This is a genomic window from Dyella sp. 01L423 (genome assembly GCF_056399945.1).
This window is the reverse complement of sequence record NZ_JBFTSI010000006.1, coordinates 14,201-38,835: the sequence shown is the minus strand read 5'-3', so window position 1 is coordinate 38,835 and position 24,635 is coordinate 14,201. Positions and strand designations below refer to the sequence as shown.

The window sequence follows — 24,635 nt, the reverse complement described above, 5'->3', positions numbered from 1 at the left end:
TGATTCCGCACCGCCCCTGCGCTAGCTTTGCGGGCCATGGCCAAGTCAGCATCCGTCCCCGTCGCCCCCGCCGCCGATTTCGAACACTCGCTGGACGAACTCGAGCAGTTGGTTGCGCGTATGGAAGGCGGTGAATTGAGCCTGGACGAATCCCTGTCCTCCTTCGAACGCGGCATCGGCCTCTATCGCCATTGCCAGCAGGCATTGGAAAATGCCGAGTTGCGCGTACGGATGCTGCTCGACCCCGATGCCCCAGACACAGCCGAACCTTTTGAACCCGAGCTCTGAGAGCTCCGAGCTTGGCGCCCAGCTCAAGTCGCTGATCGCCCGCGCCGAAGAGGCGCTCGTCCGTTCCCTGCCACCGGAAGACACCGCCCCCATCGAGTTGCACCGGGCGATGCGTTACGCCGTGCTCGGCGGCGGCAAGCGGCTGCGTCCGCTGCTGGTCTATGCGGCCGGCCACGCGTTCGGCGAAACCGGATCGCGCCTCGATGCGCCCGCGGTGGCGGTGGAGTTGATCCACGCCTATTCGCTGGTGCACGACGACCTGCCGGCGATGGACGACGATGCCATGCGGCGCGGCCGCCCCACCTGCCACATCGTGTTTGGCGAGGCGATGGCCATCCTGGCCGGCGATGCACTGCAGGCCCTGGCGTTCGAACTGCTGGCCCATGACGTGGACCTTGGCGTCTCGCCCGCGCGCTGCGTGGAGATGCTGCGCGTGCTCGGCCGCGCCTGCGGTGCCGACGGCATGGCCGGTGGCCAGGCGCTGGACCTGGCCGCGGTGGGGCGCAAGCTCACGCTCGCGGAGCTTGAGTTCATGCATGCCTGCAAGACCGGCGCGCTGATTCGTGCCGCCGTACGCCTGGGCGGCCTGGCCGCCGGAGCCTCGGACGAGGACCTCCTGGCCCTCGATCGCTATGGCCATGCCGTCGGCCTGGCCTTCCAGGTGCGCGACGACATCCTTGACGTGGAAGGCGAGTCGGCCGTGCTCGGCAAGACCGCGGGCAAGGACGCGGCCGCCGATAAGCCGACCTTCCCTTCGATCATCGGCATGGAGGCGTCGCGCGAACATCTGGCACGCCTCACCCAGGATGCGCTCGACGCCATCGCCCCCTTCGGCGAACGCGCCAGCCTGCTGGAAGAACTCGCCCGCTACGCCGCTGCGCGCCTGCGCTGAGCATCCGCTCCACAGCGCGCTGCCGGCAACTGGTCAACAGTCGCCACGCTCGAACGTTCCTGCGTGTTGAATCCCCGACTGCGCGAACCCGATGCCATTACCCCGCTTCATTCGCAGCCGCTGGCTCGGCGCCACGCTCATGCTGGTGGCCGGCGCCGCCATCGCGGCGCAGTCCACCGATTTTTCCGGCGCCTGGCGCCTGGACGACCGCAATAGCGATAACGCGGATGGCCTGACCAACGCGATGCGCGTGGAAGCGCGCAAGGAGCTCGCGGTGCGCCAGCAGTCCTCTGCACCCGCCTCGTCGTCATCCAGTGCGACGCCTGCGGGCACGCATGGCGGCGGTCGCCACGGTGGTGGCGGCATGGGCGGGGGCGGTATGGGTGGCGGCGGGATGGGCGGTGGCGGCCACGGTGGCGGCATGGGCGGCGGCGGTCACGGCCACGGTGGCGGCGGTGGCGACAGCAAGACCGCGCCAGCGACCGACAAAGACCCTATCGCGACGGCCACCTACCCGATGCCGCCGATGCTGCAGACCGACTCTGTATTGCTGGTGCAGCAGGACGCCAAAACCTTCCAGGTGCACCTGAGCAACGGCGATCAGCTCACGGGCAAGCTGGACGGCGTGGCCCGCCAGTCGCTCAATGGCAACGCGATGGTGCGTGGCCAGATCATGGGTGGCCAGCTGGTGGTGACTATCCGTTACGCCGACGGCACCCAGCTGGACCAGACCTGGGCCACGTCGGACGACGGCAAGCAGATGGTCGTGACCGGCGCCTGGAAGGTGCCTACGCTGGAGCAACCGGTGGGCTTCAAACGCGTCTACGTGGGCTTGCACTGAAAGGAAAAAGGCGACCCGAGGGTCGCCTTTTTCTTGCTGGCTCAGCTGATCAGCCGCAAGGTGAACGGGTAGCGATAGCGCACCCCCTCGTTAGCGCGAATGGCGGCAATGATGGTGAATACCAGCCACGCCACACCAACCACGATGCCCACGGGGACGGCAATCAACACGCCAAGGCCCAGCGTGATCAGGGTGAGCACGAACAGTGCAAAGAACACGATGGCCACGGTGATGTTGAAGTTCAGCGCCTCTTTGCCCTGGTCATTGACGAAGGGCATGCTGTCCTTCTTCACCAACCAGATGACCAGCGGCCCGAGGAAACATCCCCAGCCGAACCAATGGCCGGTGATGATGAGGCCGAGCAGCGCGGACAGATGGGCGAACATGGCCCACTGGCGCTCCTGGACGCTGGGGACATCGGACGGCGGCACGGCAGGGCCGCTCGACGGGGGCGGTACGACGGACTCGGGCGGAACGCTCATGCGTGCATCTCCTGGGTCGTAAAGGCCTGATTGTTCTGCCAGCTAGTGCTGACGGCCTCATCCTAGCAAGTGTCCGCCCGCAATACCGGTGCAGCTAGTCACTCCCCGGCGATGGTCATCTGCTCCAGCAGAATCGAGCCCGTCAGCAGGTGCGAGCGATGATCCACATCCGCCCCCACCGCCACGATATTGGCGTACATGTCACGCAGGTTCGCGGCGATGGTGATCTCTTCCACCGGGTAGGCGATCTGGCCGTTTTCCACCCAGAAGCCGGCCGCGCCACGCGAATAATCGCCGGTGATGGTGGACACGCCCTGCCCCATCACTTCGGTGACCACCAGGCCGGTGCCCATGCGCTTGAGCATGCCTGCGAAATCGTCCTGGCCGGGCTGCACGATCATGTTGTGGATGCCGCCGGCATTGCCGGTGGATGCCAGACCCAGCTTGCGCGCCGAATAGCTGCCGAGCACGTAGCGCGCAAGCACGCCGTTATCGATCAGCGAGCTGTCGCGCGTGGCCACGCCCTCGGCATCGAACGAGCCCGAACCCTGCCCGCGCATCACGAACGGACGCTCCACGATATTCATCCAGGACGGCATGACCTGCTTGCCGGCGTGGTCCAGCAGAAAGCTGGCGCGACGGTACAGCGCGCCGCCGCTGACGGCGCCAATCAGGTGGCCGATCAGTCCGCGTGCCACTTCCGGGGTAAACAGCACCGGACACTGGCGCGTCGACAGCGAGCGTGCGCCCATCCGTGCCAGCGTGCGCTGTGCGGCCTTGTCGCCGAGCGCCTGGGCGCTGATGAAATCCTCGGCCGAGCGCACGCTGTCGTACCAATAGTCGCGCTGCATGCCGTCGTCGTCGCCGGCAATCAGCGCCACCGACAGCGAGTGACGGGTGCCGCGCTCGCGGCCGACAAAACCGTGTGAATTGGCGTAGACGGCCAGGCTTTCGCCCATCTGCACGCTGGCGCCGTCGGAGTTGGTGATGCCCGCGTGGGCGCGACCGGCATCTTCGATTTGCTTGCCGAGTTCGATCGCCTGGTCGGTCTCGATGCGCCACGGGTGCCACAGGTCCAGGTCGGGGAACTGGGTGGCCATGCGGGACGCGTCGGCCAGGCCGGCGGCCGGGTCTTCCTCGGTATAGCGGGCGATCGCGCAGGCCTGTTCCAGCGTAGCCTGGATCGAATCGGGGTTGAGGTCGGCCGTGCTGGCCGAGCCCTTGCGCTGGCCGAAGTACACGGTAAGCCCGAAACCGCGGTCTCGTGTGTGCTCCACCGTTTCCACCTCGCCCAGGCGCACGTTCACGTTCAGGCCCGTGTCGATGCTGGCGGCCACCTCGGCCTGGCTGGCGCCGGCAGCGCGGGCCCGGCGAATCACGTCTTCGGCCAATTGGGCCAGACGGTCGAGTTCGTCGTTGCTGCGGTCCTGGGTGGGGCTGAGCTGGGTCACGCGTCGATTCCTACGGGCAAGCGGGGAACGGGTAGAATACGCGGTCCTAGCCGCGCCACTCCGAAAGTGGGGGTCGCGCACCCGAAAGCAACGGAGCGTCGCGGAGAACGCCATGTCACTGACAGCCGGCATCTACCGCCACTACAAAGGCCAGCGTTACCGCGTCCTGGGCACCGCCCGGCACAGCGAAACGATGGAAGAGGTAGTGGTCTACCAGGCGCTCTATGGCGACTACGGCCTGTGGGTGCGTCCCGCTGCCATGTTCTGCGAAACCGTGGAGCTGGAGGGCGAGCCGATTTCCCGCTTCGCGTTGGAACAGGCCGAACCGGACCTGCTCGACGGCGTCATCGCTGCCCCCTGAGCGTTTGCTCCATCCGTTGGAATTCTCCTGTGAACCGCACTTACACCGACAATCCGGACCACGATTACGGCCCGACCCGCACGCAGCAACGCAAGGACGCGCTTGCCGTGCTCGCCTTGGCTGTCCAGCTGCTCGAGCTGCCGCCGAGCAAGCTGGCCAAGCTGGAGCTGCCGGAAGATGTGGAGCGCGAGATCGCCAACACGCGCCGCATCACCGCCCACATCGCGCGCAAGCGACAGCTGGCCTTTCTGGCTAAGGTGATGCGCCGTCACGACGCCAGCGTGTTTGAAGGCGTGCGGGCCGCACTCGGCGAAAACCGCGATCGCCAACGGCAGGAAACGGCTGCCATGCACCGCCTGGAGGCCACCCGCGATCGCCTGCTGAGCGATCCGGACAACGCCATGAGCGAGGTGATCGCCCAGTATCCGAATGTCGACCGCCAGCACCTGCGTTCGCTGGTGCGCCAGGCCAAGATTGAAAAAGACGGCAACAAGCCGCCGCGGGCGTATCGGGAAATTTATCAGTTGCTGAAGGATCTGGCGGCAGGCAGCCGCACCGACGGAGCCGACGACCAGAACGAAGACGACGCGCCGGAAGAAAACGAGGATTGAGGCAAGCGTGAGTCGCGCACAGGGTGCGCTCCCACAGGATCGAGGTCACTTGTGGGAGCGCACCCTGTGCGCGACTCAACCCGTCTCAGTCTTCAACGGCACTGAATCGCGCGCACACATCTCCCGGCGACACAAAACAATCGTGCACCTCGCACAACGCACTCGCCCCGATGCTCGCGCCATAAGCCGAACCAAACGACGTCAAACCCGGCACGCGCAGCTCCAGCTTTTGCGGATCATCGCAACGATGACGACATTGCGCGCAACACGCCGCGAGTGTCACGACCGCACTCATCCGCCCAGGCCGTTCCAATAATTGGCGAACACGTGCACCGACAGCACGTAGCCGATGATCACGTTCACCACCACTCCCGCGGTAAACGCCGCCAGCGGACGCCATCCAGTGGCCGTCAGCGAACGCAGTCGCGTCGTGAGTCCGATGCTCAGGAAGCAGAACGTGAAAGCCCAGGTGCGCAACGTGCTGATCGGCGCCACCAGATCCGGCGTGACCACCTTGCGGTAGTCGGCCAGCGAGTAGTGGCTGGCGATCCAGGTGACCAAGGCTGAAGCGATGACGAAGCCGAACACGAACTTCGGAAAGCGTGCCCAGATCTCGCGCACATCGGCCTTTGCCTGCACGCCTTCTTCAGCCGTGTTCCAACGCGTCGTTGCAACCCACGCGAGCACGAAGGCCCAGATGCCAATCCAGATATCGCGGCCCACCACCTTCATCAGCGTAAAGGCCTGCACGGCAGCATCCGGCGCGCCCGCAATGGCACCGCCAGCGTTGCGCGCAGCATCGCCGTAAGCCTGTGCCGCCGCTACACCGGCCGCGTCCGCGAACTCGGACGTACCGATCCACGCACCGGCCACTGGCGTCGACAAACCCAGCGCGCGCGACGCGAATGGCAACACGAAGATCATCACGATCGCCCACACCACCACCAGGGTGATGGCCACCGAGGTGTCTTCGCGACGCGCACGCACCGCGCCACCGCTCGCAATGGCCGCGGACACGCCGCATACCGCGCCACCCACGCCGAGCACCGCGGCGAAACGCTTATCGAGGCCCAAGGCCTTGCCGGTCAAAAAGATGGTGAAGAACGTGGCGAGCGAGACGATGGTCGCCTGCCCCACCGCTACCGGACCGGCCCAGAACAGCAGGGTCAGCGGCAAGGTGGCACCGAGCAGCACGATACCTACCTTGATGTAGAACTCAACGCGCAGCCCCGACTGGAACCACTCGGGCAACGTGACCGTGTTGGAGACGATCAGACCCAGCCCCAGCGCAAGCAAGGGCGCCTCGAGGTTGTAGCGCGACGCCTCGACCCACGCGGAGGCGGTGAAGATCAGCAGCGACACCACGAACAGAATCGCAAAGGCAGGCAGAAAACGCGTCAGCGACTGCCCGAGCACGGCAAGCCCGGTGCCGAACAGCAGCGCGAACGCAGCAAACAGCGCGAGATAGTTGGGTGCGTGCGAGACCACGCCCTGCCACGCCTCGGCCAGCGTCTTCCACTTGGCCGGCGCCACCGCCAGCCACTTGAGGCTGCTGCCGTTCGCGAATAACGCCCAAGCCACCACGATCACCAGCAGGCCAATCCAAACCGACCACCAGTCCTCGTTGGAGAACACGCCCCAGCGCGCGGGGCGCGTGGCGGCAGCCGCCTGGGCACGGGCCTGACCCGACAGAACTCGTGTCGCTTCGCTCATCGCACCGCCCCTCACCGAAAGATGAACCGGACGTCCAGACGTCCGGGCGGCCAACGGAAAAGCCGCAGCGGACACTGTCCGGCTGCGGCTCGTCAAAGCGAAATGAGCTTTTGTTCTATCGATATAGCCGCAGGCTGGCGGCAGGCAGATTTTGCAGCGGCGTCAGGACGCCGTGCCGCCCACGGTCATCGCATCGACTTTCAGCGTCGGCTGGCCCACGCCCACGGGCACGCTCTGGCCATCCTTGCCGCATACGCCGACGCCTTCATCCAGCGCGAGGTCGTTGCCGATCATCGACACGCGGTTGAGCACGTCGGGGCCGGAGCCGATCAGGGTGGCGCCCTTCACGGGACGCGTGATCTTGCCGTCCTCGATCAGGTAGGCCTCGCTGGCGGAGAACACGAACTTGCCGTTGGTGATGTCCACCTGGCCGCCGCCGAAATTCACGGCGTACAAGCCCTTTTTCACCGAGCGGATGATCTCCTGCGGATCGTGCTGGCCGGCGAGCATGTAGGTGTTGGTCATGCGCGGCATCGGCAGCTGCGCGAACGACTCGCGGCGGCCGTTGCCGGTGGGCGCCATGCCCATCAGGCGTGCGTTGAGCTTGTCCTGCATGTAGCCCTTGAGGATGCCGTCCTCGATGAGCGTGGTGCATTCGGTGGCGGTGCCTTCGTCGTCCACGCTGAGCGAGCCGCGGCGGCCGGTGAGCGTGCCGTCATCCACCACGGTGACGCCCGGTGCGGCGACGCGCTGGCCAATACGGCCGGCGAACGCCGAGCTGCCCTTGCGGTTGAAGTCACCTTCCAGGCCGTGTCCGATCGCTTCGTGCAGCAGCACGCCCGGCCAGCCGGGACCCAGCACCACCGGCATGCTGCCGGCGGGCGCGTCGACGGCCTCCAGATTGACCAGCGCCCCTCGCACGGCTTCATCGGCGAAGCCCATGGCGCGGCCGTTTTCGATCAGCTCGCGATAGCCATAGCGGCCACCACCACCCGAACTGCCCTGCTCGCGGCGGCCGTTCTGCTCGGCGATCACGGTGACATTCATGCGCACCAGCGGGCGCACGTCGGCGGCCAGGGTGCCGTCGGAGGCGGCGATCAGCACCGTGTCCATGGTGGCGGACAGGCTGACGATGACCTGCTTTACGCGAGGGTCGCGGGAGCGCGCATAGGCGTCCACTTCGCGCAGGAGGGCGATCTTGTCGGGATTGGGCAGGCTTTCGACCGGGTCGATCGCCGGATACAGCTGGCGGGCGCCGTTGAGCGCCAGCGGCTTGCCGGCGCCGTTGCCGCCCTGGGCAATCGCACGGGCGGCCTTGGAGGCCTCCAGCAGCTGCGGCAGCACGATCTCGTCGGAGTAGGCGAAGCCGGTCTTTTCGCCGCTGATCGCACGCACGCCCACACCCTGCTCGATGGAGTGGCTGCCATCCTTCACGATGCCCTCCTCCAGCACCCAGGACTCGCTGCGCGAATGCTGGAAATACAGGTCGGCGGCGTCGATGGAGGGACCCATCAACTGGTTGAAGACGCGGTCTAGGTCGGTGGCGGCCAGGCCGCCCGGCGACAGCAGGCGGCGTTCTGCCTGCGCGATCAGGGAATCCATGAAGTCGGTGCCGTTTGCAAAAGGGGGACTTTAGCAAGTTGGGGCCACTCGCCGGGCGTTTAAAGCCTCCTCTGATAGAGCCGGGCTGGGCCAACGGTTACGATGGCGCCATCCAACTATGACGCGCATGTGAAGGAACACGTATGAGCGACACACCCCGGCAGCCGCTGGCCCACAAGGTCATCGACCGCACCATCAAGGCACCCATCGAAGAGACCCGCGAGCTGCTGCACAAGGACGGCGCGCTCACGCCGGGCCAGGGCATGGTGAGCAGCATCATCGCGCTGTCGCTGGGCTTCCTGAGCCTGCTGGCGGTGCTGGCCTTCCACTTTCCCCAGTACCTGACCACGCCGGACTTGCGCCACCAGTATTCCGTCGACGTGCTGCGCCAGCTGCTGCTGGCCGCCCTGCTGGTGGCCGGCGGCATGTCGCTGGCCAACATCATCCTGGGCCGTGCTCGCCGGCTCAGCATGGTGGCGTTCGCCCTGGTGATCGCCGCGACCGCACTAGGCGGCTCGCGTGTGCCGGTAGGCGACTTTCCCGACCACACCCCGTACATCGGGCTGGACTGGTTCATCCTCGACCTGCTCGGTTCCACCCTGGTATTCGTGGTGATCGAGAAGCTGTTTCCGCTGTACAAGGGCCAGATGCTGTTCCGCAAGGAATGGCAGACCGATCTGAAGCACTTCGCGGTGAATCATTTCATCGTGGGCCTGGCCCTGCTGGTGGTGAACTTTCTGCTGCATCACCTGTTCGGCTGGCTGGTGCGCAGCGACTTCCAGCAGTTCGTGCAGCACACGCCGTTCGTGCCGCAGCTGCTGGTGTGCATCCTGGTGGCCGACCTGGCGCAGTACTGGACGCATCGCGCGTATCACGAGGTGCCGTTCCTGTGGCGTTTCCATGCCGTGCATCATTCGGTGAAAACGATGGATTGGCTCGCCGGTTCGCGCCAGCACATGCTGGAGCTGATCGTTACGCGCGTCGCCGTGCTGGCGCCGCTCTACATCCTTGGTTTCAGCGAGGGTGTGATGAATGCGTACATCATCGTGGTCGGCTTCCAGGCAGTGTTCAATCACGCGAACGTGCATCTGCCGTGGGGCCCGCTCAAATACGTGATCGTCACGCCGGACTTCCATCACTGGCACCACGCCTCCGACGACGAAGCGATCGACAAGAACTACGCCGCGCACTACGCCTTCCTTGATTACCTGTTCGGGACGGCGGTGAAGTCGACCAAGAAGTTTCCGGAGAGCTACGGCGTGGTCGGTGACTACATGCCCGAAGGCTTCGTGCGCCAGCAGCTGTTTCCGTTTCGCGGGAGCACGAAGCCGCGAGAACCCTCGGCGTAAGAGCGACACCTGTGGGAGCGCACCCTGTGCGCGACGGCTTTGCTATCGATCCGGCTGTCGCGCACAGGGTGCGCTCCCACAATGAAATCCTGATTCAACGCGCGCTGCTGGTCGCCGGCGCCGGCGACGTGGCCGTGCCCGGCGCCGCCAACGCGGGCGGCACAGGCACATCCTTCTTCTCAATCAAGGTGATCGTTGGCTTATCCCAACTGCCAGTGACCTTGTAGCGCGCACTGGCAAAGCGATTGATGCCGTGCCCCAGCAGCCCCTGCGCCACGAAGCCCGCCGCAATGCCGATAGGCCCGCCCACAAACGCGCCGACCACCGGCAAGCTGTTGCCAGCGTGGGGTATGGCGAGCACCTGCAGGTCGTAATCCTTGGCACGCAAACCGGTGCGTCCAGTGATGGAGATCTCCGCCGCCGGACTGCGTATCTGCAGGTTGTCGGTGCTCGCGTTGCCATCGCCCAATTTGAAGTCGCCGGTGATGGCATCGAAGGCGAGTCCCTTGCCGAATACATCCCCGAAGTCGAACGACAGGCGACGCGGCAGTTCAAGCACGGAAACCAGGCCGAACAAGCGCGCCACGCCGGGCGTCACTTCGGGCATGCGGCCGTCGGTGATGTTGATGCTCAGCTTGCCGTCCATATTGCCCAGCTCCATCGCCGATGGCGCGCCGGGCCAGGTGGCTTCGAGCTGCGAGCGCACCTTGCCGCCGGCGAGCAGACCTTCGTAGCCGAAGGCGCCGAGCATGTCGCCCATGTTCTCGGCTGCAAAATCAAAGCGCATGTGCGAGCGGCTGTCGTTCGCCGTGCCATTCCAGTCGCCGACACCATTGATCTGCACGCCGTGCGACAAGGTGCGCAGCTGATCGATATGCATGCCCTTGTCGGTCGGCCACGTTTCCAGCCTGGCTTCGCCGAGTTTGGAATCACCGAAACGCAGGTCGTTCACCCAGAGGTGAAACGGCGGCAGCGCCGAGGGCGTGATGCCGGTGACGGCCGGATTGGGTGGCGGCGTCGTCGCGCCGGCAGCCGCTTGCGCGGAGCCGCTCTGCGCCGTGGCAACATCTGGCGCACCACCGGCCGACTTCTTCGGCGCCACTACATCCTTGGGCCAATACAGGCGCTGCAAACGTGCCGTCACGCCTCGGCGGGTGAGATCGGCCAGCGGAATATTGAATCGGCCGGCCAATCCAGCGCTGTCGACATCGACGACAAGACCATCCGGCTGCGACGTGGCGAGCAGATGCATGTCGGCAAATGGATGGCCAAACACCATCGCCTGCTCGGCCGTCACATCGATGCTTTCCAGGCCCGGGCCGTTGCTACTGCTGCCGGACGCGGCGTACTGCGTCCAGCCGGTCACGTCGAGCTTGCCCGGGCGGCCGCGAATGCGGATGCCCTTCTCCGGCACCGAGTCGGGCACCTTGGTACCGAAGGCGAACGTCGCCGCCAGCGACTGATTGTCGTTCTGCGGAAGGCGCATGCGCGCACGCACCACCTGCCCCACGCTCAGCTGCACATCACTGCCCTGCATCGGCAGGTTCATATCCAGATGCAACGGCAGCGTGCCCTCCGCCGACTTCTTCAACGGCGCGGGGAAATCTAGCGTCATGCCACTGAGCATGGAATCCACGCTCAACTGCTGCGTGCTCGCGGCTGAGCCCGGCGCCGTGAGGATGTTGAAGCCGACGGTGAAGTCACTGCGCCCATCTGCGACCTGGTTCAACCAGTCGAGCTGCTTATAGCCCTGCGTCAGCTCGGCCATGCTGAAACGGCCCGCCAGCTTGGCTGATAGCACCGTATTGGGTTGCCCGGTGGCGCCGGCGATGGCCAGATCCAATTTGGCCGGCTGACCGCGGAAACTCGTATCAAGCGGACCGGCGTGAAAACCGGCCTTGTCGAAGGTCGCCGGGCCGGTGAGCTTGTCGAGCTTGAGGTTCCACTCCGGCGCATCGAAATCCACGCCCTTCAATTGTGCGCGACCATCGAGGATGAAGTTGCTGGAATCCGCCACCGGCAAGGACAGATGGAAATCGAAGTCGCCGCTGCCGCCCAGCCGCAGCTTGGACAAAGTATCGGCGTGATGGATGCCGATCGGGCTGCGCTGCACGAAGTCCATCATGCTGGCGCCCGTGCCGTTGCCGCTCACGTTGAGGTCGAGCACGCTGTGGCCAAGTTCCGGAATGAGCGCCACCGCGCGTTCGACCTTGTTGCCCAGCGACTCGCCGGCGCTCGCTTCGACCAACATCCCGCCGTTGATGAAGTTGGCGACGGCCGTGACGTTCTGCGCATGCGGCCAGTCGCGGCCATAGTTGAGCTCCAGCCCGCTGAGCTCGGCACGTCCCTCGAAGCGCCCTTCGTTGTGGTGGAAGGGCCAGTCCTTCAGGTCGCCGCGCACCAGCACATCGGCATGATCCATCTTGCCGTCGACCAATGCCTGGTCCAGCCACTGCACCGCGGCCGGCGACATCGAATCCACCGGCCAGAACAGTTTGGCGGCGACGATATCGGCATGGGAGATGGTGGCATACAGATCCATGAATGGACGTCCACCCTCATTGGGCAACGCCACTTCGCCTCGCGCTTCGCCGCCGAAACCCGCGCCTTCGAAATCGAAGGCTTGCGTGCCGATATGCAAGGCATCGTCATCGCGCCAGAACGCCACATCGCCGCCCAGCTTCGACATCACGAACGGTTCGCGGAAGGTGTGCGGAAAGCGCAGCACCGTGGCCTGCGCCGGCAGTGAGACGGCCATCGCCTGCGCATCGCCACGAAACTCGCCGTGGATACCGTCGATGCCAGGCAACTTGCCCACCGGGTTGATCGCCACGTTGTCGAACGCGGCGTCGAGTACACGCAAACCTTCAGCGTGACTCCAGCCGAACTGCGCCTGCGTGATCTGGCCCCGCGGCTTTCCCGTACCCACCCACTGCGCCAGCCCCGGCGACAACTGTGGCTTGAGCGCCAGCCAGGGCACCAGCGGCGCCAGCTGCAGGTTGCGCGCGGTGACATCGACGCTTGCCTGATCCGAGTTCATGCCCTTCAGCGAAGCGAGGGCGATACCGCCGTCATCCGCCGCCCAGCGTATGGTGTAGCTGTCCTTGCCGATGGCCACTTCGGCCAGGCCATCGAGGCCTTCCGCGCTGGCGGTGGCGCCATCGGGGTTGCCCAGTTTCAGATCGCTCAGATGGAAACGGGTGAGGCTGCGCACCACGCGCGCGTCGCGCCAGTCCAGCCAGCTTTCGAACGAACCGCTACCGCTGTCGGCCGTATAGCCGGCCATATCGATGCCGGTGGACAAGGCGTGCAAGTCGAGATTGCTGCCGCTGATCCACAGTTTTCCGTCCGCACCGTCGTCGCTGAAATTACCGGCGCCGCGCAATTGCCCAGGCGATCCTTCGCGACGCAACAAGGCGCCGACGCGAATGCGGCTGCCCTGTCGACTCAGGCGCAACTGGTCAGCCAGCAAGGTGAAATGACGATTGATGCGATTGTCGGTGATATCCAGCCGCGTATCGCTCAGCGACAAGCCGATCGACAACTGGTTGAAGCCCGGCTTCTGCCGCTCGCCACCGCCCGCCAGGCCAAATCCGTTGACGTGCCACGTACCGTCGCTATCTCGGCTGAGGTCGAACTGCAGGCCACGCGCATGCAGGTTCACCACATGGCGCGATGGCAGCAGCCAGCCACCCGGATCGAGCTTGAGCTCAGCTTCGGGAATTTGCAGCGGCGCACCGCCGTCGCCCGACCCGATGGTTACGCCACGCATGACGAACATCGGACCGGAGGGCTGCCAGCGACCTTCCATCGACTGGAACGTCACTGGGCGATGCAGCCTTGCGGCCAGCTGCGCCTCCACCCACGCCGGGTGTTTGGCCAGCAGCGGCAGCAGCAACTGGGCCAGCCCCATCAGTACGGCCAGCGAAATCACGGCCACGCCGGCCACCCAGGCGACGGCCCGGGCGCAGGAGTGGGTACGTTTCAACCAGGGTGCGCTCACGACTGGCTCGCGACGCGAAGCGCGGGGCGGCGCGTCTTACAGAAGAACCACATCGAACTGTTCCTGCGAATAATGCTCCTCGGCCTGAAAGCGTATGCTTTTGGAGATGAACTCTTCCAATTCGGCCACCGCGGCGGACTCTTCCTCCAGGATGCGGCCGACCACGTTCGGGCTGGCCATCACCAGTAGTTTTTCGGTGTTGAACTGGCGCACGGCCCGGGTGATCTCGCGGAAGATCTCGTAGGTCACGGTTTCGGCGGTCTTCAGCGTGCCGCGCCCACTGCAGGCTGGACACGGCTCGCACAGCTGGCGTTCGAGGCTTTCGGTGGTGCGCTTGCGCGTCATTTCCACCAGGCCCAGGGCCGACATGGGGTAGACCGTGGTCTTGGCGTGGTCGCGCAACAGTCCCTTTTCGAGCATGCGCAGCACCTGGCGCCGGTGCTCCTCGTCGGTCATGTCGATGAAGTCGATGATGATGATGCCACCCAGGTTGCGCAGTCGGAGCTGGCGTGCGGCGGCCTGCGCCGCTTCCAGATTCGTCCGATAAACGGTTTCCTCCAGATTTCGCGTACCGACGTAACCGCCGGTATTCACGTCGATGGTGGTCATCGCCTCGGTCTGGTCGACGATTAGGTAGCCGCCGGACTTGAGCGGCACTTCCTTTTTCAGCGCGCGCTGGATTTCATCCTCGACGCCATACAGGTCGAAAATCGGCCGTTCGCCCGAATAGTGCTCGATGCGGTCGTCCAGTTGCGGCATGAACTTGTGCACGAATTTGACGACCTTCTCGAAGGTCTCGCGCGAATCCACCCGGACCTTCTCGATATCGTCGTTGAGCATGTCGCGCAGGCTGCGCAGCGGCAGCGACAGCTCTTCATAGACACGCTCACCCACCTTGGCCTTGACGATGTTCTCCTGCACCACGCGCCATACCTTGCCCAGGTAGGTGACATCGAAGGCCAGCGATTCGGCGGTCTGCCCTTCCGCATTGGTGCGCACGATGTAGCCCAGCGGGTTCTCGCCAATCAGCGAGGTCAGGACTTCCTTGAGGCGCTGGCGCTCCGCTTCTTCCTCGACCCGCGCCGAGATACCCAGCGTGCGCGCATACGGCAGCAGCACCAGATAGCGCGAGGGAATCGACAGATGGGTAGACAGCCGGGCGCCCTTGGTGCCGATCGGGTCCTTGACCACCTGCACCACGATCTCCTGGCCTTCGTGCACCAGCTCGCTGATCGAGGGCGTATGACCGTTGCCGCCGGTCACCACCTCCGCCCCTTCGGCGGCGGCCGGCACCGGCGGACGCACGATATCCGAGGCATGCAGGAAAGCCGCACGCTCCAGTCCGATATCGACAAACACCGCCTGCATCCCGGGCATCACCCGCTGCACGCGCCCCTTATAGACATTGCCCACATAGCCGCGGCGGGAGGCCCGCTCGACGTGCACCTCCTGCAACATGCCGTTTTCGACCACGCCGACGCGTGTCTCGCGAGGGGTCACGTTGATCAGGATTTCTTCGCTCACCGGTGACTCCAATGCATGGGCGATCTTTATAGCGGCTGCATGCGCACACTGTCGATGCGTGAAACAGGCTAGGCCGCGCGAGCTCCGCCACGCCGCCAACCAGCGCGCAAATCACGGGATTTCATGTACCGATGAGTGTTCCATTAGCTGCGCATGAATTCGCGGGCTATGCTTACCCGGATGCCCGATCCGATCCTTCCTGATCTGCTCCGTCCCGGCCTGGACCTGGTGTTCTGCGGCACCGCTGCCGGACGGCGCTCGGCCGAGCAAGCGGCCTACTACGCTCATCCGGGCAACCTGTTCTGGCGCGCGCTGCACGCCGTGGCGCTGACGCCTCGGCTGTTTGCGCCGGCGGAGTTTCCGCAGCTCCCTGCGCTAGGCATCGGGCTGACCGATCTGGCCAAGCATCACATCGGCAATGACGATGAGCTGCCGCGGGACGCTTTCGACGCCGCCGCATTGCGCGAGCGCATCGAACAGCATGCGCCTCGTGTGCTGGCTTTCACCAGCAAGGCGGCGGCACGTGCCGCGCTCGGGCGTGTGGCCAACTATGGCCTGCAGGAAGAACGCTACGGGCCGACCCAGCTATTTGTGCTGCCCTCCCCGTCCGGGCAGGCGAGAGGTCACTGGGATCTTGCCCCGTGGCACGCCCTCGCTGCGCTGGTACGGGCGCGCTAGGCCTGCGTATAGCTCGCCAGCGCCGACGCCAGGTGTTCGAACAGGCGACGCACGCGCAGGCTGGGACGCAGGTCCTCATGCATCACCACCCAGGTTTCCAGCGCCAGCGACACTTCGGCCGGGAATAACCGGATCAACTGCGCATCCCGCTTCGCCAGGTTCACCTGCATGATGCCGATGCCAAATCCCGCACGAATGGCGGCCAGGGCGGCCAGGTCGCTGTCTGTGCGCAGGGCGAAGTGTTCCCGCGCATAGGGCATGCCCTGGGGGCGCAGGCGACGGATATAGGGTGTTTCGGTATCGAAACCGATCAACGCATGTCCGGTCAGTTCCGCCAGCATCTGCGGAAAGCCGTGCGAATCCAGGTAGCGCTTATGCGCGAACATGCCCAGCTCCACGCGCCCCACGTGCCGGGCGATCAGCGCATCCTGGGTGGGTTGGTGCATGCGAATGGCGATGTCGGCATCGCGCCGCAGCAGGTCGGCGGCCTGGTTGGACGGCGCCAGCTCGATCACGATGCCCGGATGGCGTTCACGGAACTCCGCCAGCATCGACGGCAACACCTCGGTAGCGATGACCTCGCTCGCGGTCAGCCGCACCGTTCCACTGACCTCGCCATGGCCAGCCGATGCCGTGCGCTGCAGCGCGGCCGAGGCCGACGCCATGGCCTGCGCATGAGGTACCAGCTCCCGCGCCAGCTCGGTGGGCACCAGGCCTTGCGGCGAACGGGCAAACAGCGCCGCCCCCAAGGTCGACTCCAGTTCGCGCATATGGCGCCCAAGGCTGGGCTGGGTCATGCCCAGCGCGCGGGCGGCGCCCGACAGGCTGCCTTCCCGCATCACGGCGAGAAAGGACCGATAAAGCTCCCAACCGGGTTCCATGTTTGCCATGCATATTTTTATAGCAGATCTTCGCCGATCGCCAATTTTCTTTTAGCTGCAAGCCTCGCAAGCTGGATTCCTCCCAACGAGGACTTGTCATGCAAACTCAGCGTATAGCTCTAGTGATCGGCGCCAACGGTGGCATTGGCCAGGAAACCTGCACGGCCCTGCTACGCCGTGGCTGGCGTGTGCGGGCCCTGGTCCGCAAGGTCCCGCAGGCGGGTCCGAACACCATCGATTGGCGTATCGGCGACGCCATGCAACGCACCGACGTGCTCGATGCGGCGGCCGGCGTGGCCGTGATCGTCCATGCCGTGAATCCGCCCGGTTACAAAGCATGGGACCAACTCGTGCTGCCCATGCTGGACAACACCATCGCCGCCGCCCGGGCGAACGGCGCCCGCATCGTGCTGCCGGGTACCGTCTACAACTACGGCCCGGATGCCTTCCCCCTGCTTGGCGAGGGCGCCCCGCAACATCCGCGAACCCGCAAGGGCGAGATCCGCGTGGAGATGGAGCGCCGCTTGCAAGCCGCCGCGCAGGCGGGCGCCCGCGTGCTGGTGCTCCGCTGTGGCGACTTCTTTGGCCCGCGCGCCGGCAACAACTGGTTTGCACAGGGTTTGCTGCAGGCCGGCAAGCCGGTCACACGCATCGCTTATCCCGGCGACTACAGCGTGGGCCACAGCTGGGCTTATCTGCCGGATGTCGCTCATGCCTTGGTCCGCCTGCTTGATCGCGAGAATGAGCTGGCGCCATTCGAGCGCTTTCATTTCGGCGGCTACTGGGTGGACGGACACGCCATGCTCGACGCCGTGCGTCGTGCCGCTGGCGACGACGCGATCAAGGCCGGGCGTTTCCCCTGGTGGCTGGCGCGGCTCGCCACTCCGTTCAACGAAACCATGCGCGAGCTCTGCAAGATGCGCTATCTGTGGCGCGACCGCGTCCAGCTCGATGACACCAAGCTCAAGGCGTTCCTTGGAGGCGAGCTCTACACGCCATTCGAACAGGCGGTGCACGCTGCACTCATCGGCGCAGGCTGCATCAGCGAGGCTTCCGGCCATGCACGCGCGCCAGCATGACGCGCACAGCGCCGATCAGTCGATCGGCGTGTGGCGGTATTTGCCGACGTCGCGCTCCATCACCACCGAGGCCGAATTGTTCCACGACCTGCGGATGTAGGTCACCACCGCCGCGACGTCGGCATCGCTCAATTGCTGCGCAAACGGCGGCATCGAATAAGGCCGCGGATTGCCCTTGGTCACCGGTGCAAATCCACCTAGCAGGACAACGCGCATCGCATTGATGGCGGTCGGCTCATTCACCGAAGAATTGCCATTGAGCGGCGGATAGATTCCCGCCACGCCGTTGCCGTCCTTGCCGTGGCAATCCGCGCAACGTGCGTCGTACACCTTGGCGCCCTGCGCCATGATGGCGTGCGTGTCGAACAGCGGTTCCTCGGATTTCGTGGCGGCCCGCGGCGGTAGCGATTGCAGATAGGTGGCGATCGCGCGCAGGTCGTCATCCTGCAAGTGCTGGGTGCTCTGCACCACCACGTCGGCCATGGGGCCAAACGCTGTGCCGCGCGCTGACTGCCCTGTCTTCAGCAGATCGACGATGTCCTGCTCGCTCCAGCCGGCAAGGCCACCATTGGCCTGCATGCTCAAGTCCGGCGCGTACCAGTTTTGTGCGGGAATCTGTCCGCCGGCCAGCGACGCCTTGCCTTCCTGCCCACCCAGCGAATCGCGCGGTGCATGGCATTCGTTGCAATGGCCGAGTCCCTGCACCAGATACGCGCCGCGATTCCACGCATCGGACTTCGACGCATCGCGCTGGAACTCGCCTTCGTGAAAGTACAACGCGCGCCACGCCTTCAGGCCGCTACGCACGTTGTATGGAAATTCCAGCGACGGCTGTTGCGCGGGCGCATGCACCGGTGCCAACGATTGCAGATAGGCGAACATCGCCAGCGCATCGTCGCGCGACACCTTGGTGTACGAGGTATAGGAAAACACCGGATACAGAAATTCGCCCTGGCGTCCCTTGCCGCTGTGCAGTGCCTGCCAGAAATCCTCGAAGCTCCAGCCACCCAATCCAGTCGCGTGATCGGGCGTGATGTTGGGCGAGGGAATATTGCCGAACGGCGTAGGCAGCACGCGCCCGCCTGCATAACGCTCGCCACCTTGCGCGGTATGGCAGGACGCGCAATCGCCCACCACGGCGAGGTATTCGCCCTTCGCGATCAGCGCCGGATCCTTCAAGCTCGCAGCGTCAGCCTTGCTGGTGGACGGCGCCACGGAAGGCTGCGCTTCATGCTGAAACCACCACCAGCCGCCGGCCAGCAGCAGTATCACGACAACAATGATCGCTATGCGCTTCATGCGCCATCTCCCTTGTCGGCCAGCACGCCGCAACGCAGCGGCGGTGTCACCGTGCCGGGGGCCTGCGCGTGCATATCGGCCGGCAGTGCACGGCTGGCCAGCCACGCCGACACAGCGGTGATGTCCGAGTCGCTCAAGCGATTGGCGATTTCCGCCATGCAGTCAGGCGCCGTCATCGCGCGCGTTTTTGTGCGCCATGAACCGAGCTGCGAGCTGAGGTAGTCGTACGGCAATCCAACCAGCCCCGGAATGTCGGGCTGCACGCCGGTAAGCTGACTGCCATGGCAAGACTGGCAAGCGGGAATCTGCCGCGACGGATCACCATGCATCACCAGCGTTTCGCCGCGCTCTTGCGCTTGCGCGGTGACACGGGGCAGCGGCGAAGGCGCGTAGGGGACCTCTTGCGCGGCGAAGTACTCGGCGATCTCGTGCATGTATTCGGGGCTGAGCTGTCGCACGGTGTATTCCATCGGACCGTACTTGCGCAGGCCCAGCTGGAAATCCCTCAGCTGACGCGCGAGATAGCCGGCGGGCTTACCCGCCAGGCGCGGAAAAAATCCGCTTTCCGGGGTGCCTTCACCATGCGCGCCGTGACAGGCGGTGCATGCGGCAATGCGTTGCTGCAGGGTGTCCGGGATAGCGGGATGCGGCGCGTCCTGCGCGTGGGCCATGCCAACGTGCATCAGCAACATCAACGCGATCCATGCGCCCCATGCGCGCCCGGCCTGCGACCACTTCGCTGAAAGGGTTTTCATGTTTCCCCGACCTACGCGTGAGTGCGCGGCGAGAACGTGCCGCGCCGCAACGGTGGCCGATTATAGGCGCGCATCCACGCTGTGCAGGATCAAACGGCCAGACGGCGCGACTTAGCGACATCATGCCGCACAAGCTTGATCCCCGTGCTGTCGATTTCCCGTGTGGGTCAGGCGGACACCGCGCGATCCAGCGGCGGCATCGGCAGTGGCACCGGCGCGTCGACGCGCAGCGCATCGTGCAGCAGCAGCGTCACGCCGAGGTGATCATGGCTCTCGCGTTCGTGCACCACGCCGCCGTAAATGAGTGCGCGTTCGCGCACCGTGGCCATGCCCTGGCCATTGGTGCCGAGCAACGATACGAGCTGGCGCCATTCGGGTACCGGCCGTCCACGCAGCGCAGGCGCCGAGCGCACGGCACTCATGCGCAGCACGACCCAACGCCGGCCGTGCGAGCAGCCGCCGCGAATATGCACGCGCACGCGCTTCATCGGCTCGCGCGCCAGCATATACACCAACACTTCGCAGGCCTGGCGGTAGAGCATCATGTGGACGTCCGGCGCCAGCAGGTTGAGGCCGCTGCCGGTAAGCGTGCAGCTGTAGGCAGCGCCAACCAGTGCAGCGGCCTTCGACAACGGACCGCTCTCGAAAGTGGCCGCCAATCCATGTTCGCGCCAGGCGCGCGGATGCAAGGCGTCGGCAAGGCGCTGCATTTCCAGCTGGGTCAGATCCAGATGCCGCGCATAGGTCTGCTCCATGCTGGCAGGCAGCACCGGCCGCAGACGCTCCATCATGCGGTGCTGGCCATCACGCATCGATTGGCCCAGGCGATCGAGCGACTCGGCCACATGGCGCAGGCGCAACTCCTCCTGGTAAAGGCCTTGCTGCGCCAACAGGAAGCCACGCAGGCTGTCGTTGCTGTCCAGACGCCCGCCCAGATCATTGGCCGACTTTGGCGCCAGGCGCGCGCCCAGCATGATCAAGCTGGAGACGGCGAAGGCGATCAGCGCCTGCGCCTGCATGACGGCCGGGTCGCGCTCCACCGTCATGGTGAGCTCGACGGCGATGCTGGCGAGCAGGCCACCGATGGCCGCTCCCTGCCAGCCCAGGCGCAGGGTCAGCCATGCCACCGGCAGGAACATCGCCATGCGGGCGATGGCTACTACCTCGTCGCCCAGCTGGGTCGAGGCCAGCCAAATGAGCAGCAGCAGCGACGGCACCACGCCCTTCAGGCAATCCAACAAGGCCTCTCGCTTCATCGAGACAGCGCCCGCAACCTGACGGCCGGACCAACTCCACCAAGCGAACACCGGCGGGACCAAGGTCAACGCACCAAGGTAACTCCCGAGGAAATATTCCAGCACCGTGTGCACGGTCAGCGGATGCGGTTTTTCGGTGGGTAGAAACGTCATCGTGGCAAACGAGGCGCTATTGACCAGAGCACTGACGATGCTGCCGGCAAGGATGCAGGTCATGATCGCGGTGATGTTCACGCGACCATCCCCCCATACGGGCAGGCGGCGCCGGCACCACGCAATCACGGGCGCGGTCACCAGCATCGGCGATACAGTGACCGAAAGTGCCCAGAGTGTTCCAAAACGGTCGTGGTAGGTCCAACCCAGACCGATCAGCGGGATGGTCTCCCCGATGATCATGGCCGGCCAGTAGCGGTACGGCACCACCAGCAGGCACAGCAGGCGCAAGCCGGCAATCATGTTCCAGTGGGAAGTGGAGACTTCCTTGAGCAGCGAGAAACCCACCGCATAAGCGACGACGACGCCAATCTGGCGAAGCTTTGCGTGGAGCGCCGCACGTTTCCCTGCGTCGCCGTGTCCTTTCGTTGCCGTGACCATCGAGTAGTGCCAAACCCCTGTTTCAATTAACGCGTAAAACCGACCCAAGCTTTGCGCAGCGGTGAGATCGAGCCTTCGGCGAGCTGCCGATTGTCGCAGGAAAATCCTTACGCAACGCGCTGCAACGCGGCAGCCGCGGGGACCCTGTTCCTCCCCATGCAAAAACAAAGCCCGGCGACGGACCGGGCTCTGTTTTTCACATCTTTTTTTTCAGGGTTACGCTCGCAGCCGGTCAGCGGGGCGACGAACCAACGGATTTGCGCACGATCAACATGGCCAGCTCCAGCGACTGCTCGTAGTTGAGCCGCGGATCGACCATGGATTTGTAGGCGCGATCCAGATCAGCCTCATTGAGATCGCGGGCGCCTCCCATGCATTCGGTGACGTCTTCGCCGGTCAATTCCAGATGCACGCCGCCCAGCCGCGTACCCGCGGCCGCATGGATATCGAAGGCCTGGTCCAACTCGCCCCGGATATTGTCGAAACGGCGCGTCTTATAGCCATTGGAGGTGGTTTCGGTATTGCCATGCATGGGATCGGCGACCCACAGCACCCGGCGCCCTTCCCGCCGGACGGCCTCGAGCAAGGGCGGCAGTGCGCTGCCGATCAGGCCATTGCCCATCCGATGGATCAGGGTGAGGCGGCCGGGCTCGTCTTCCGGGTTCAAGGCATCGATGACGGGCAGCAACTGATCCGGCGTGACCGAGGGCCCCACCTTCACCGCGATCGGATTGCGAATGCCGCGGAAATACTCGACGTGGGCGCCATCGAGCGCCGCGGTACGCATGCCGATCCACGGGAAATGCGTAGACAGGTTGAACCAGCCCTGGTGTCGCGGCACCTTGCGCGTCAGCGCCTGCTCGTAGTGCAGCAGCAGCGCTTCGTGCGAGGTGAAGAAATCCACGCGGGAGAAACCGGCGATGGGGCCGGCCAGGGTTTCCATGAAGCGCAGCGAATCGCCGATGGCCGCAACCATGCGACGGTACTCGGCGGCCAGCGGCGAATGCTCGACCCAGGCCAGATCCCAGTATTCGGGGTGGTGCAGGTCGGCAAAACCGCCATCAATCAGCGCACGCACGAAATTCATGGTGAGCGCCGAATGCGCGTGACCCTGAATCAGGCGCTGGGGATCGGCGCGACGGGCTTCCGGCGTGAACTCAGGTCCATTGACCACGTCGCCGCGAAAACTCGGCAAGGTCACACCATCGCGCGTCTCGTGATCGGCCGAGCGCGGCTTGGCGTACTGGCCGGCAAACCGACCCACGCGCAGCACCGGCTTCTTCAGCCCGTGCACCAGCACCAGACTCATCTGCAGCAGCACTTTGAGCCGATTGGAAATGATCGGGCTGGTGCAGTCGGCAAAACTCTCCGCGCAATCGCCGCCCTGCAGCAGGAAACGATGACCTTCCTGCGCTTCGGCCAGCGCCTTTTTCAGGGATAGCACTTCCCACGAGGTGACCAACGGAGGCAGCGTTGCAAGCTGATCGGTGGCGCGCGCCAGTTCGGCGGCGTCCTCATAAAGCGGCTGCTGCAACGCCTGGCGGCCCTGCCAACTTTCTGGCGACCAGCCTTCCAGGTCGGCGGAGGGTGAAGGCTTGACGGGCGTAACCTGCGACATAGAGAACAACCCTGCTCAGACTCGCTTGCGCGTGGCGGCGACTACCGCCGCGATCACCAGCAGCACGTACCACATGAGGGTCCACGCCGGCATGGGCAAGCCAAGCACCGGTTCGATCTTGGCGCACTCGCCCGAACCGGTGAACACCAGTTTTAGCACTTTGGCGAACGGGAACGTATCCATCATGTAGCCGAGATTCGGGCCACAGGCGGGAATCTGATCGGCAGGCAGCGTCTGCAGCCAAAGGTGGCGCGCCGCCGTGACGATGCCGCCCAATGCGCCCAACATGACGCCGCCGGTATAGATCCAGCGCGCGCCGCCGCGCGGTGCGTGCAAGCCGCCGAGAAGGAAGAACACCGCCATCACCATGAAGGCTATGCGCTGAAAAATACACAGCGGACACGGGATCATGTTGAGCACGTGCTCGGCGTACAGGGCAAAGCCCAGCAGCGCGACGCAGATGACGAATCCGGCGAAGTAGGTGGCGCGATACGACCAACGGAAAGGGTTCATGGCCTGACTGTGCTGCAATGCGAAAGCGGACATTACCCGCTTGCCCCGCCCCTGTCAGCCCTGCCGATTCACCCATGGGGCATTGGCAAAGGCGCACTCTTATCGCCTGATCGTCCCACCGCAACTTCCCGCGAACACGGCTGGCAACGATGCGCCGCTGATTCCGCTGCCGCGCCCATCTAACGCCTGCCGGCAACTCCACTCAGCGCGTCCCAAAAAAGCAAAAACCCCGGCAGGTTGCCCCGCCAGGGTTTTGCAAAACGCATGTTGCAACCGATTACTCGGCAGCTTCGTCCGTCTGCGGGCGATCAACCAGCTCGACGTACGCCATCGGAGCGTTGTCGCCCGGGCGGAAGCCGCACTTGAGGATGCGCAGGTAGCCGCCGGGACGGGTCTGGTAGCGCGGACCCAGTTCGACGAACAGCTTGCCGACGGCCTGCTTGTCGCGCAGACGCGCGAAAGCGAGACGACGGTTGGCAACGCCATCGGTCTTGGCGAGCGTGATGAGCGGCTCGGCGACGCGACGGAGTTCCTTCGCCTTGGGAAGGGTGGTGCGGATCAGCTCGTGCTTGATCAGCGACGCGGCCATGTTCTTGAACATGGCTTCGCGGTGGCTGCTCGTGCGGTTGAGCTTGCGACCGGATTTCTGGTGGCGCATGGCAATACTCTCTTTGTCTGTTGTTATGAAAAGTCGGCGGTTCGGTCCGACTTCCCGCGGTTACCCGCTGATGAAGCCCTTGGTACTACGGGCTCTTATTGAGCAAGACGGCCAAGCTGGCCGTTTCAGGTGTCTGCAAAATCCGAGGGTTGAACACTCGTCAGAGCACCAATACCGGCGACCAAAG

21 protein-coding genes are annotated in these 24,635 nt (G+C 64.9%); 8 read left to right on the top strand and 13 right to left on the bottom strand.

What is annotated here, in order from left to right; all coding sequences use genetic code 11:
* The first annotated feature begins 36 nt into the window (after nt 1–36).
* The 3 genes from AC1DMY_RS16455 (at nt 37) to AC1DMY_RS16445 (ending at nt 2,021) form a co-directional block, all read left to right on the top strand.
* Nucleotides 37–288, top strand: a complete 252-nt coding sequence (locus tag AC1DMY_RS16455; RefSeq protein WP_354013004.1) for an exodeoxyribonuclease VII small subunit — start codon at nt 37–39, stop codon at nt 286–288.
* A complete protein-coding gene (locus AC1DMY_RS16450; protein WP_477165970.1) occupies nt 248–1,180 on the top strand; it encodes a polyprenyl synthetase family protein in 933 nt (310 codons plus the stop codon). Before AC1DMY_RS16455 ends, AC1DMY_RS16450 begins: the two co-directional genes overlap by 41 nt.
* A gap of 91 nt (nt 1,181–1,271) precedes the next feature.
* Nucleotides 1,272–2,021 (top strand): hypothetical protein, encoded by a 750-nt coding sequence (locus AC1DMY_RS16445; RefSeq protein WP_477165969.1) that lies wholly within the window; start codon nt 1,272–1,274, stop codon nt 2,019–2,021.
* A gap of 41 nt (nt 2,022–2,062) precedes the next feature.
* Here AC1DMY_RS16445 and AC1DMY_RS16440 read toward each other — a convergent pair whose 3' ends face one another.
* Both AC1DMY_RS16440 and pmbA read right to left on the bottom strand, forming a co-directional pair.
* The gene (locus AC1DMY_RS16440) at nt 2,063–2,503 is read right to left on the bottom strand and encodes a DUF4870 domain-containing protein (protein ID WP_477165968.1); all 441 of its coding nucleotides are present in this window, start codon (nt 2,501–2,503) and stop codon (nt 2,063–2,065) included.
* Between the two features lie 98 nt (nt 2,504–2,601).
* Nucleotides 2,602–3,954, bottom strand: coding sequence for a metalloprotease PmbA (gene pmbA / locus AC1DMY_RS16435; RefSeq protein ID WP_477165967.1), 1,353 nt, complete (start codon nt 3,952–3,954; stop codon nt 2,602–2,604).
* Nucleotides 3,955–4,066: 112 nt separating this feature from the next.
* On the opposite strand from pmbA, the gene AC1DMY_RS16430 reads away from it, so the two are divergent.
* Both AC1DMY_RS16430 and yjgA read left to right on the top strand, forming a co-directional pair.
* A complete protein-coding gene (locus tag AC1DMY_RS16430; protein WP_046972880.1) occupies nt 4,067–4,315 on the top strand; it encodes a DUF1653 domain-containing protein in 249 nt (82 codons plus the stop codon).
* 29 nt (nt 4,316–4,344) lie between these two features.
* Nucleotides 4,345–4,926, top strand: coding sequence for a ribosome biogenesis factor YjgA (gene yjgA, locus AC1DMY_RS16425; RefSeq protein ID WP_477165966.1), 582 nt, complete (start codon nt 4,345–4,347; stop codon nt 4,924–4,926).
* 291 nt (nt 4,927–5,217) lie between these two features.
* Here yjgA and AC1DMY_RS16420 read toward each other — a convergent pair whose 3' ends face one another.
* Together AC1DMY_RS16420 and tldD are read right to left on the bottom strand one after the other, a co-directional pair.
* Entirely contained in the window at nt 5,218–6,639 is a 1,422-nt protein-coding gene (locus AC1DMY_RS16420; protein ID WP_477165965.1) for a YeiH family protein, read from the bottom strand.
* 162 nt (nt 6,640–6,801) lie between these two features.
* Entirely contained in the window at nt 6,802–8,241 is a 1,440-nt protein-coding gene (gene tldD / locus AC1DMY_RS16415; RefSeq protein WP_477165964.1) for a metalloprotease TldD, read from the bottom strand.
* 143 nt (nt 8,242–8,384) lie between these two features.
* Between tldD and AC1DMY_RS16410 the strand changes: the two genes are divergently transcribed.
* Entirely contained in the window at nt 8,385–9,590 is a 1,206-nt protein-coding gene (locus AC1DMY_RS16410; RefSeq protein ID WP_477165963.1) for a sterol desaturase family protein, read from the top strand.
* Nucleotides 9,591–9,684: 94 nt separating this feature from the next.
* Here the strand turns inward: AC1DMY_RS16410 and AC1DMY_RS16405 are convergent, their stop codons facing one another.
* Both AC1DMY_RS16405 and rng read right to left on the bottom strand, forming a co-directional pair.
* The gene (locus AC1DMY_RS16405) at nt 9,685–13,593 is read right to left on the bottom strand and encodes a YhdP family protein (RefSeq protein WP_477165962.1); all 3,909 of its coding nucleotides are present in this window, start codon (nt 13,591–13,593) and stop codon (nt 9,685–9,687) included.
* 36 nt (nt 13,594–13,629) lie between these two features.
* Nucleotides 13,630–15,117: a ribonuclease G gene (gene rng, locus AC1DMY_RS16400; RefSeq protein WP_477165961.1), complete on the bottom strand. Its 1,488-nt coding sequence runs from the start codon at nt 15,115–15,117 to the stop codon at nt 13,630–13,632.
* A 180-nt stretch (nt 15,118–15,297) separates the two neighbouring features.
* Here rng and AC1DMY_RS16395 point away from each other — a divergent pair, with 180 nt between their 5' ends.
* Nucleotides 15,298–15,795 (top strand): mismatch-specific DNA-glycosylase, encoded by a 498-nt coding sequence (locus AC1DMY_RS16395; RefSeq protein ID WP_477165960.1) that lies wholly within the window; start codon nt 15,298–15,300, stop codon nt 15,793–15,795.
* Here the strand turns inward: AC1DMY_RS16395 and AC1DMY_RS16390 are convergent.
* Nucleotides 15,792–16,685 (bottom strand): LysR family transcriptional regulator, encoded by an 894-nt coding sequence (locus AC1DMY_RS16390; RefSeq protein WP_477165959.1) that lies wholly within the window; start codon nt 16,683–16,685, stop codon nt 15,792–15,794. The two genes, AC1DMY_RS16395 and AC1DMY_RS16390, sit on opposite strands and share 4 nt — an antisense overlap.
* An 89-nt stretch (nt 16,686–16,774) precedes the next feature.
* Here AC1DMY_RS16390 and AC1DMY_RS16385 point away from each other — a divergent pair, with 89 nt between their 5' ends.
* Nucleotides 16,775–17,755, top strand: coding sequence for an NAD-dependent epimerase/dehydratase family protein (locus AC1DMY_RS16385; protein WP_477165958.1), 981 nt, complete (start codon nt 16,775–16,777; stop codon nt 17,753–17,755).
* A gap of 15 nt (nt 17,756–17,770) precedes the next feature.
* Here the strand turns inward: AC1DMY_RS16385 and AC1DMY_RS16380 are convergent, their stop codons facing one another.
* The 6 genes from AC1DMY_RS16380 to rplQ all read right to left on the bottom strand — a co-directional run bounded on the left by AC1DMY_RS16380 (nt 17,771) and on the right by rplQ (nt 24,448).
* Entirely contained in the window at nt 17,771–19,054 is a 1,284-nt protein-coding gene (locus tag AC1DMY_RS16380; protein ID WP_477165957.1) for a c-type cytochrome, read from the bottom strand.
* Complete coding sequence (locus AC1DMY_RS16375) at nt 19,051–19,809, bottom strand: c-type cytochrome (RefSeq protein WP_477165956.1); 759 nt, start codon at nt 19,807–19,809, stop codon at nt 19,051–19,053. The genes AC1DMY_RS16380 and AC1DMY_RS16375 overlap by 4 nt, the downstream gene beginning before the upstream one ends.
* A gap of 167 nt (nt 19,810–19,976) precedes the next feature.
* Nucleotides 19,977–21,659, bottom strand: a complete 1,683-nt coding sequence (locus AC1DMY_RS16370) for an MASE1 domain-containing protein (protein WP_477165955.1) — start codon at nt 21,657–21,659, stop codon at nt 19,977–19,979.
* A gap of 232 nt (nt 21,660–21,891) precedes the next feature.
* Nucleotides 21,892–23,277, bottom strand: a complete 1,386-nt coding sequence (locus tag AC1DMY_RS16365; RefSeq protein ID WP_477165954.1) for a class II 3-deoxy-7-phosphoheptulonate synthase — start codon at nt 23,275–23,277, stop codon at nt 21,892–21,894.
* 15 nt (nt 23,278–23,292) lie between these two features.
* On the bottom strand, nt 23,293–23,790 hold the full coding sequence (locus AC1DMY_RS16360) for a disulfide bond formation protein B (RefSeq protein WP_477165953.1): 498 nt from the start codon (nt 23,788–23,790) through the stop codon (nt 23,293–23,295).
* A 277-nt stretch (nt 23,791–24,067) separates the two neighbouring features.
* Nucleotides 24,068–24,448: a 50S ribosomal protein L17 gene (rplQ, locus tag AC1DMY_RS16355; protein ID WP_121881660.1), complete on the bottom strand. Its 381-nt coding sequence runs from the start codon at nt 24,446–24,448 to the stop codon at nt 24,068–24,070.
* Between the last annotated feature and the right edge of the window lie 187 nt (nt 24,449–24,635).

Coding starts and splice junctions, on each gene's coding strand:
- AC1DMY_RS16360 (WP_477165953.1), bottom strand. CDS start 23,790: ATGAACCCTTTCCGTTGGTCGTATCGCGCCACCTACTTCGCCGGATTC.
- rplQ (WP_121881660.1), bottom strand. CDS start 24,448: ATGCGCCACCAGAAATCCGGTCGCAAGCTCAACCGCACGAGCAGCCAC.
- AC1DMY_RS16420 (WP_477165965.1), bottom strand. CDS start 6,639: ATGAGCGAAGCGACACGAGTTCTGTCGGGTCAGGCCCGTGCCCAGGCG.
- AC1DMY_RS16430 (WP_046972880.1), top strand. CDS start 4,067: ATGTCACTGACAGCCGGCATCTACCGCCACTACAAAGGCCAGCGTTAC.
- AC1DMY_RS16440 (WP_477165968.1), bottom strand. CDS start 2,503: ATGAGCGTTCCGCCCGAGTCCGTCGTACCGCCCCCGTCGAGCGGCCCT.
- AC1DMY_RS16450 (WP_477165970.1), top strand. CDS start 248: ATGCCCCAGACACAGCCGAACCTTTTGAACCCGAGCTCTGAGAGCTCC.
- AC1DMY_RS16370 (WP_477165955.1), bottom strand. CDS start 21,659: ATGGTCACGGCAACGAAAGGACACGGCGACGCAGGGAAACGTGCGGCG.
- AC1DMY_RS16380 (WP_477165957.1), bottom strand. CDS start 19,054: ATGAAGCGCATAGCGATCATTGTTGTCGTGATACTGCTGCTGGCCGGC.
- AC1DMY_RS16455 (WP_354013004.1), top strand. CDS start 37: ATGGCCAAGTCAGCATCCGTCCCCGTCGCCCCCGCCGCCGATTTCGAA.
- AC1DMY_RS16390 (WP_477165959.1), bottom strand. CDS start 16,685: ATGGCAAACATGGAACCCGGTTGGGAGCTTTATCGGTCCTTTCTCGCC.
- AC1DMY_RS16410 (WP_477165963.1), top strand. CDS start 8,385: ATGAGCGACACACCCCGGCAGCCGCTGGCCCACAAGGTCATCGACCGC.
- AC1DMY_RS16365 (WP_477165954.1), bottom strand. CDS start 23,277: ATGTCGCAGGTTACGCCCGTCAAGCCTTCACCCTCCGCCGACCTGGAA.
- AC1DMY_RS16375 (WP_477165956.1), bottom strand. CDS start 19,809: ATGAAAACCCTTTCAGCGAAGTGGTCGCAGGCCGGGCGCGCATGGGGC.
- AC1DMY_RS16385 (WP_477165958.1), top strand. CDS start 16,775: ATGCAAACTCAGCGTATAGCTCTAGTGATCGGCGCCAACGGTGGCATT.
- tldD (WP_477165964.1), bottom strand. CDS start 8,241: ATGGATTCCCTGATCGCGCAGGCAGAACGCCGCCTGCTGTCGCCGGGC.
- AC1DMY_RS16445 (WP_477165969.1), top strand. CDS start 1,272: ATGCCATTACCCCGCTTCATTCGCAGCCGCTGGCTCGGCGCCACGCTC.
- AC1DMY_RS16395 (WP_477165960.1), top strand. CDS start 15,298: ATGCCCGATCCGATCCTTCCTGATCTGCTCCGTCCCGGCCTGGACCTG.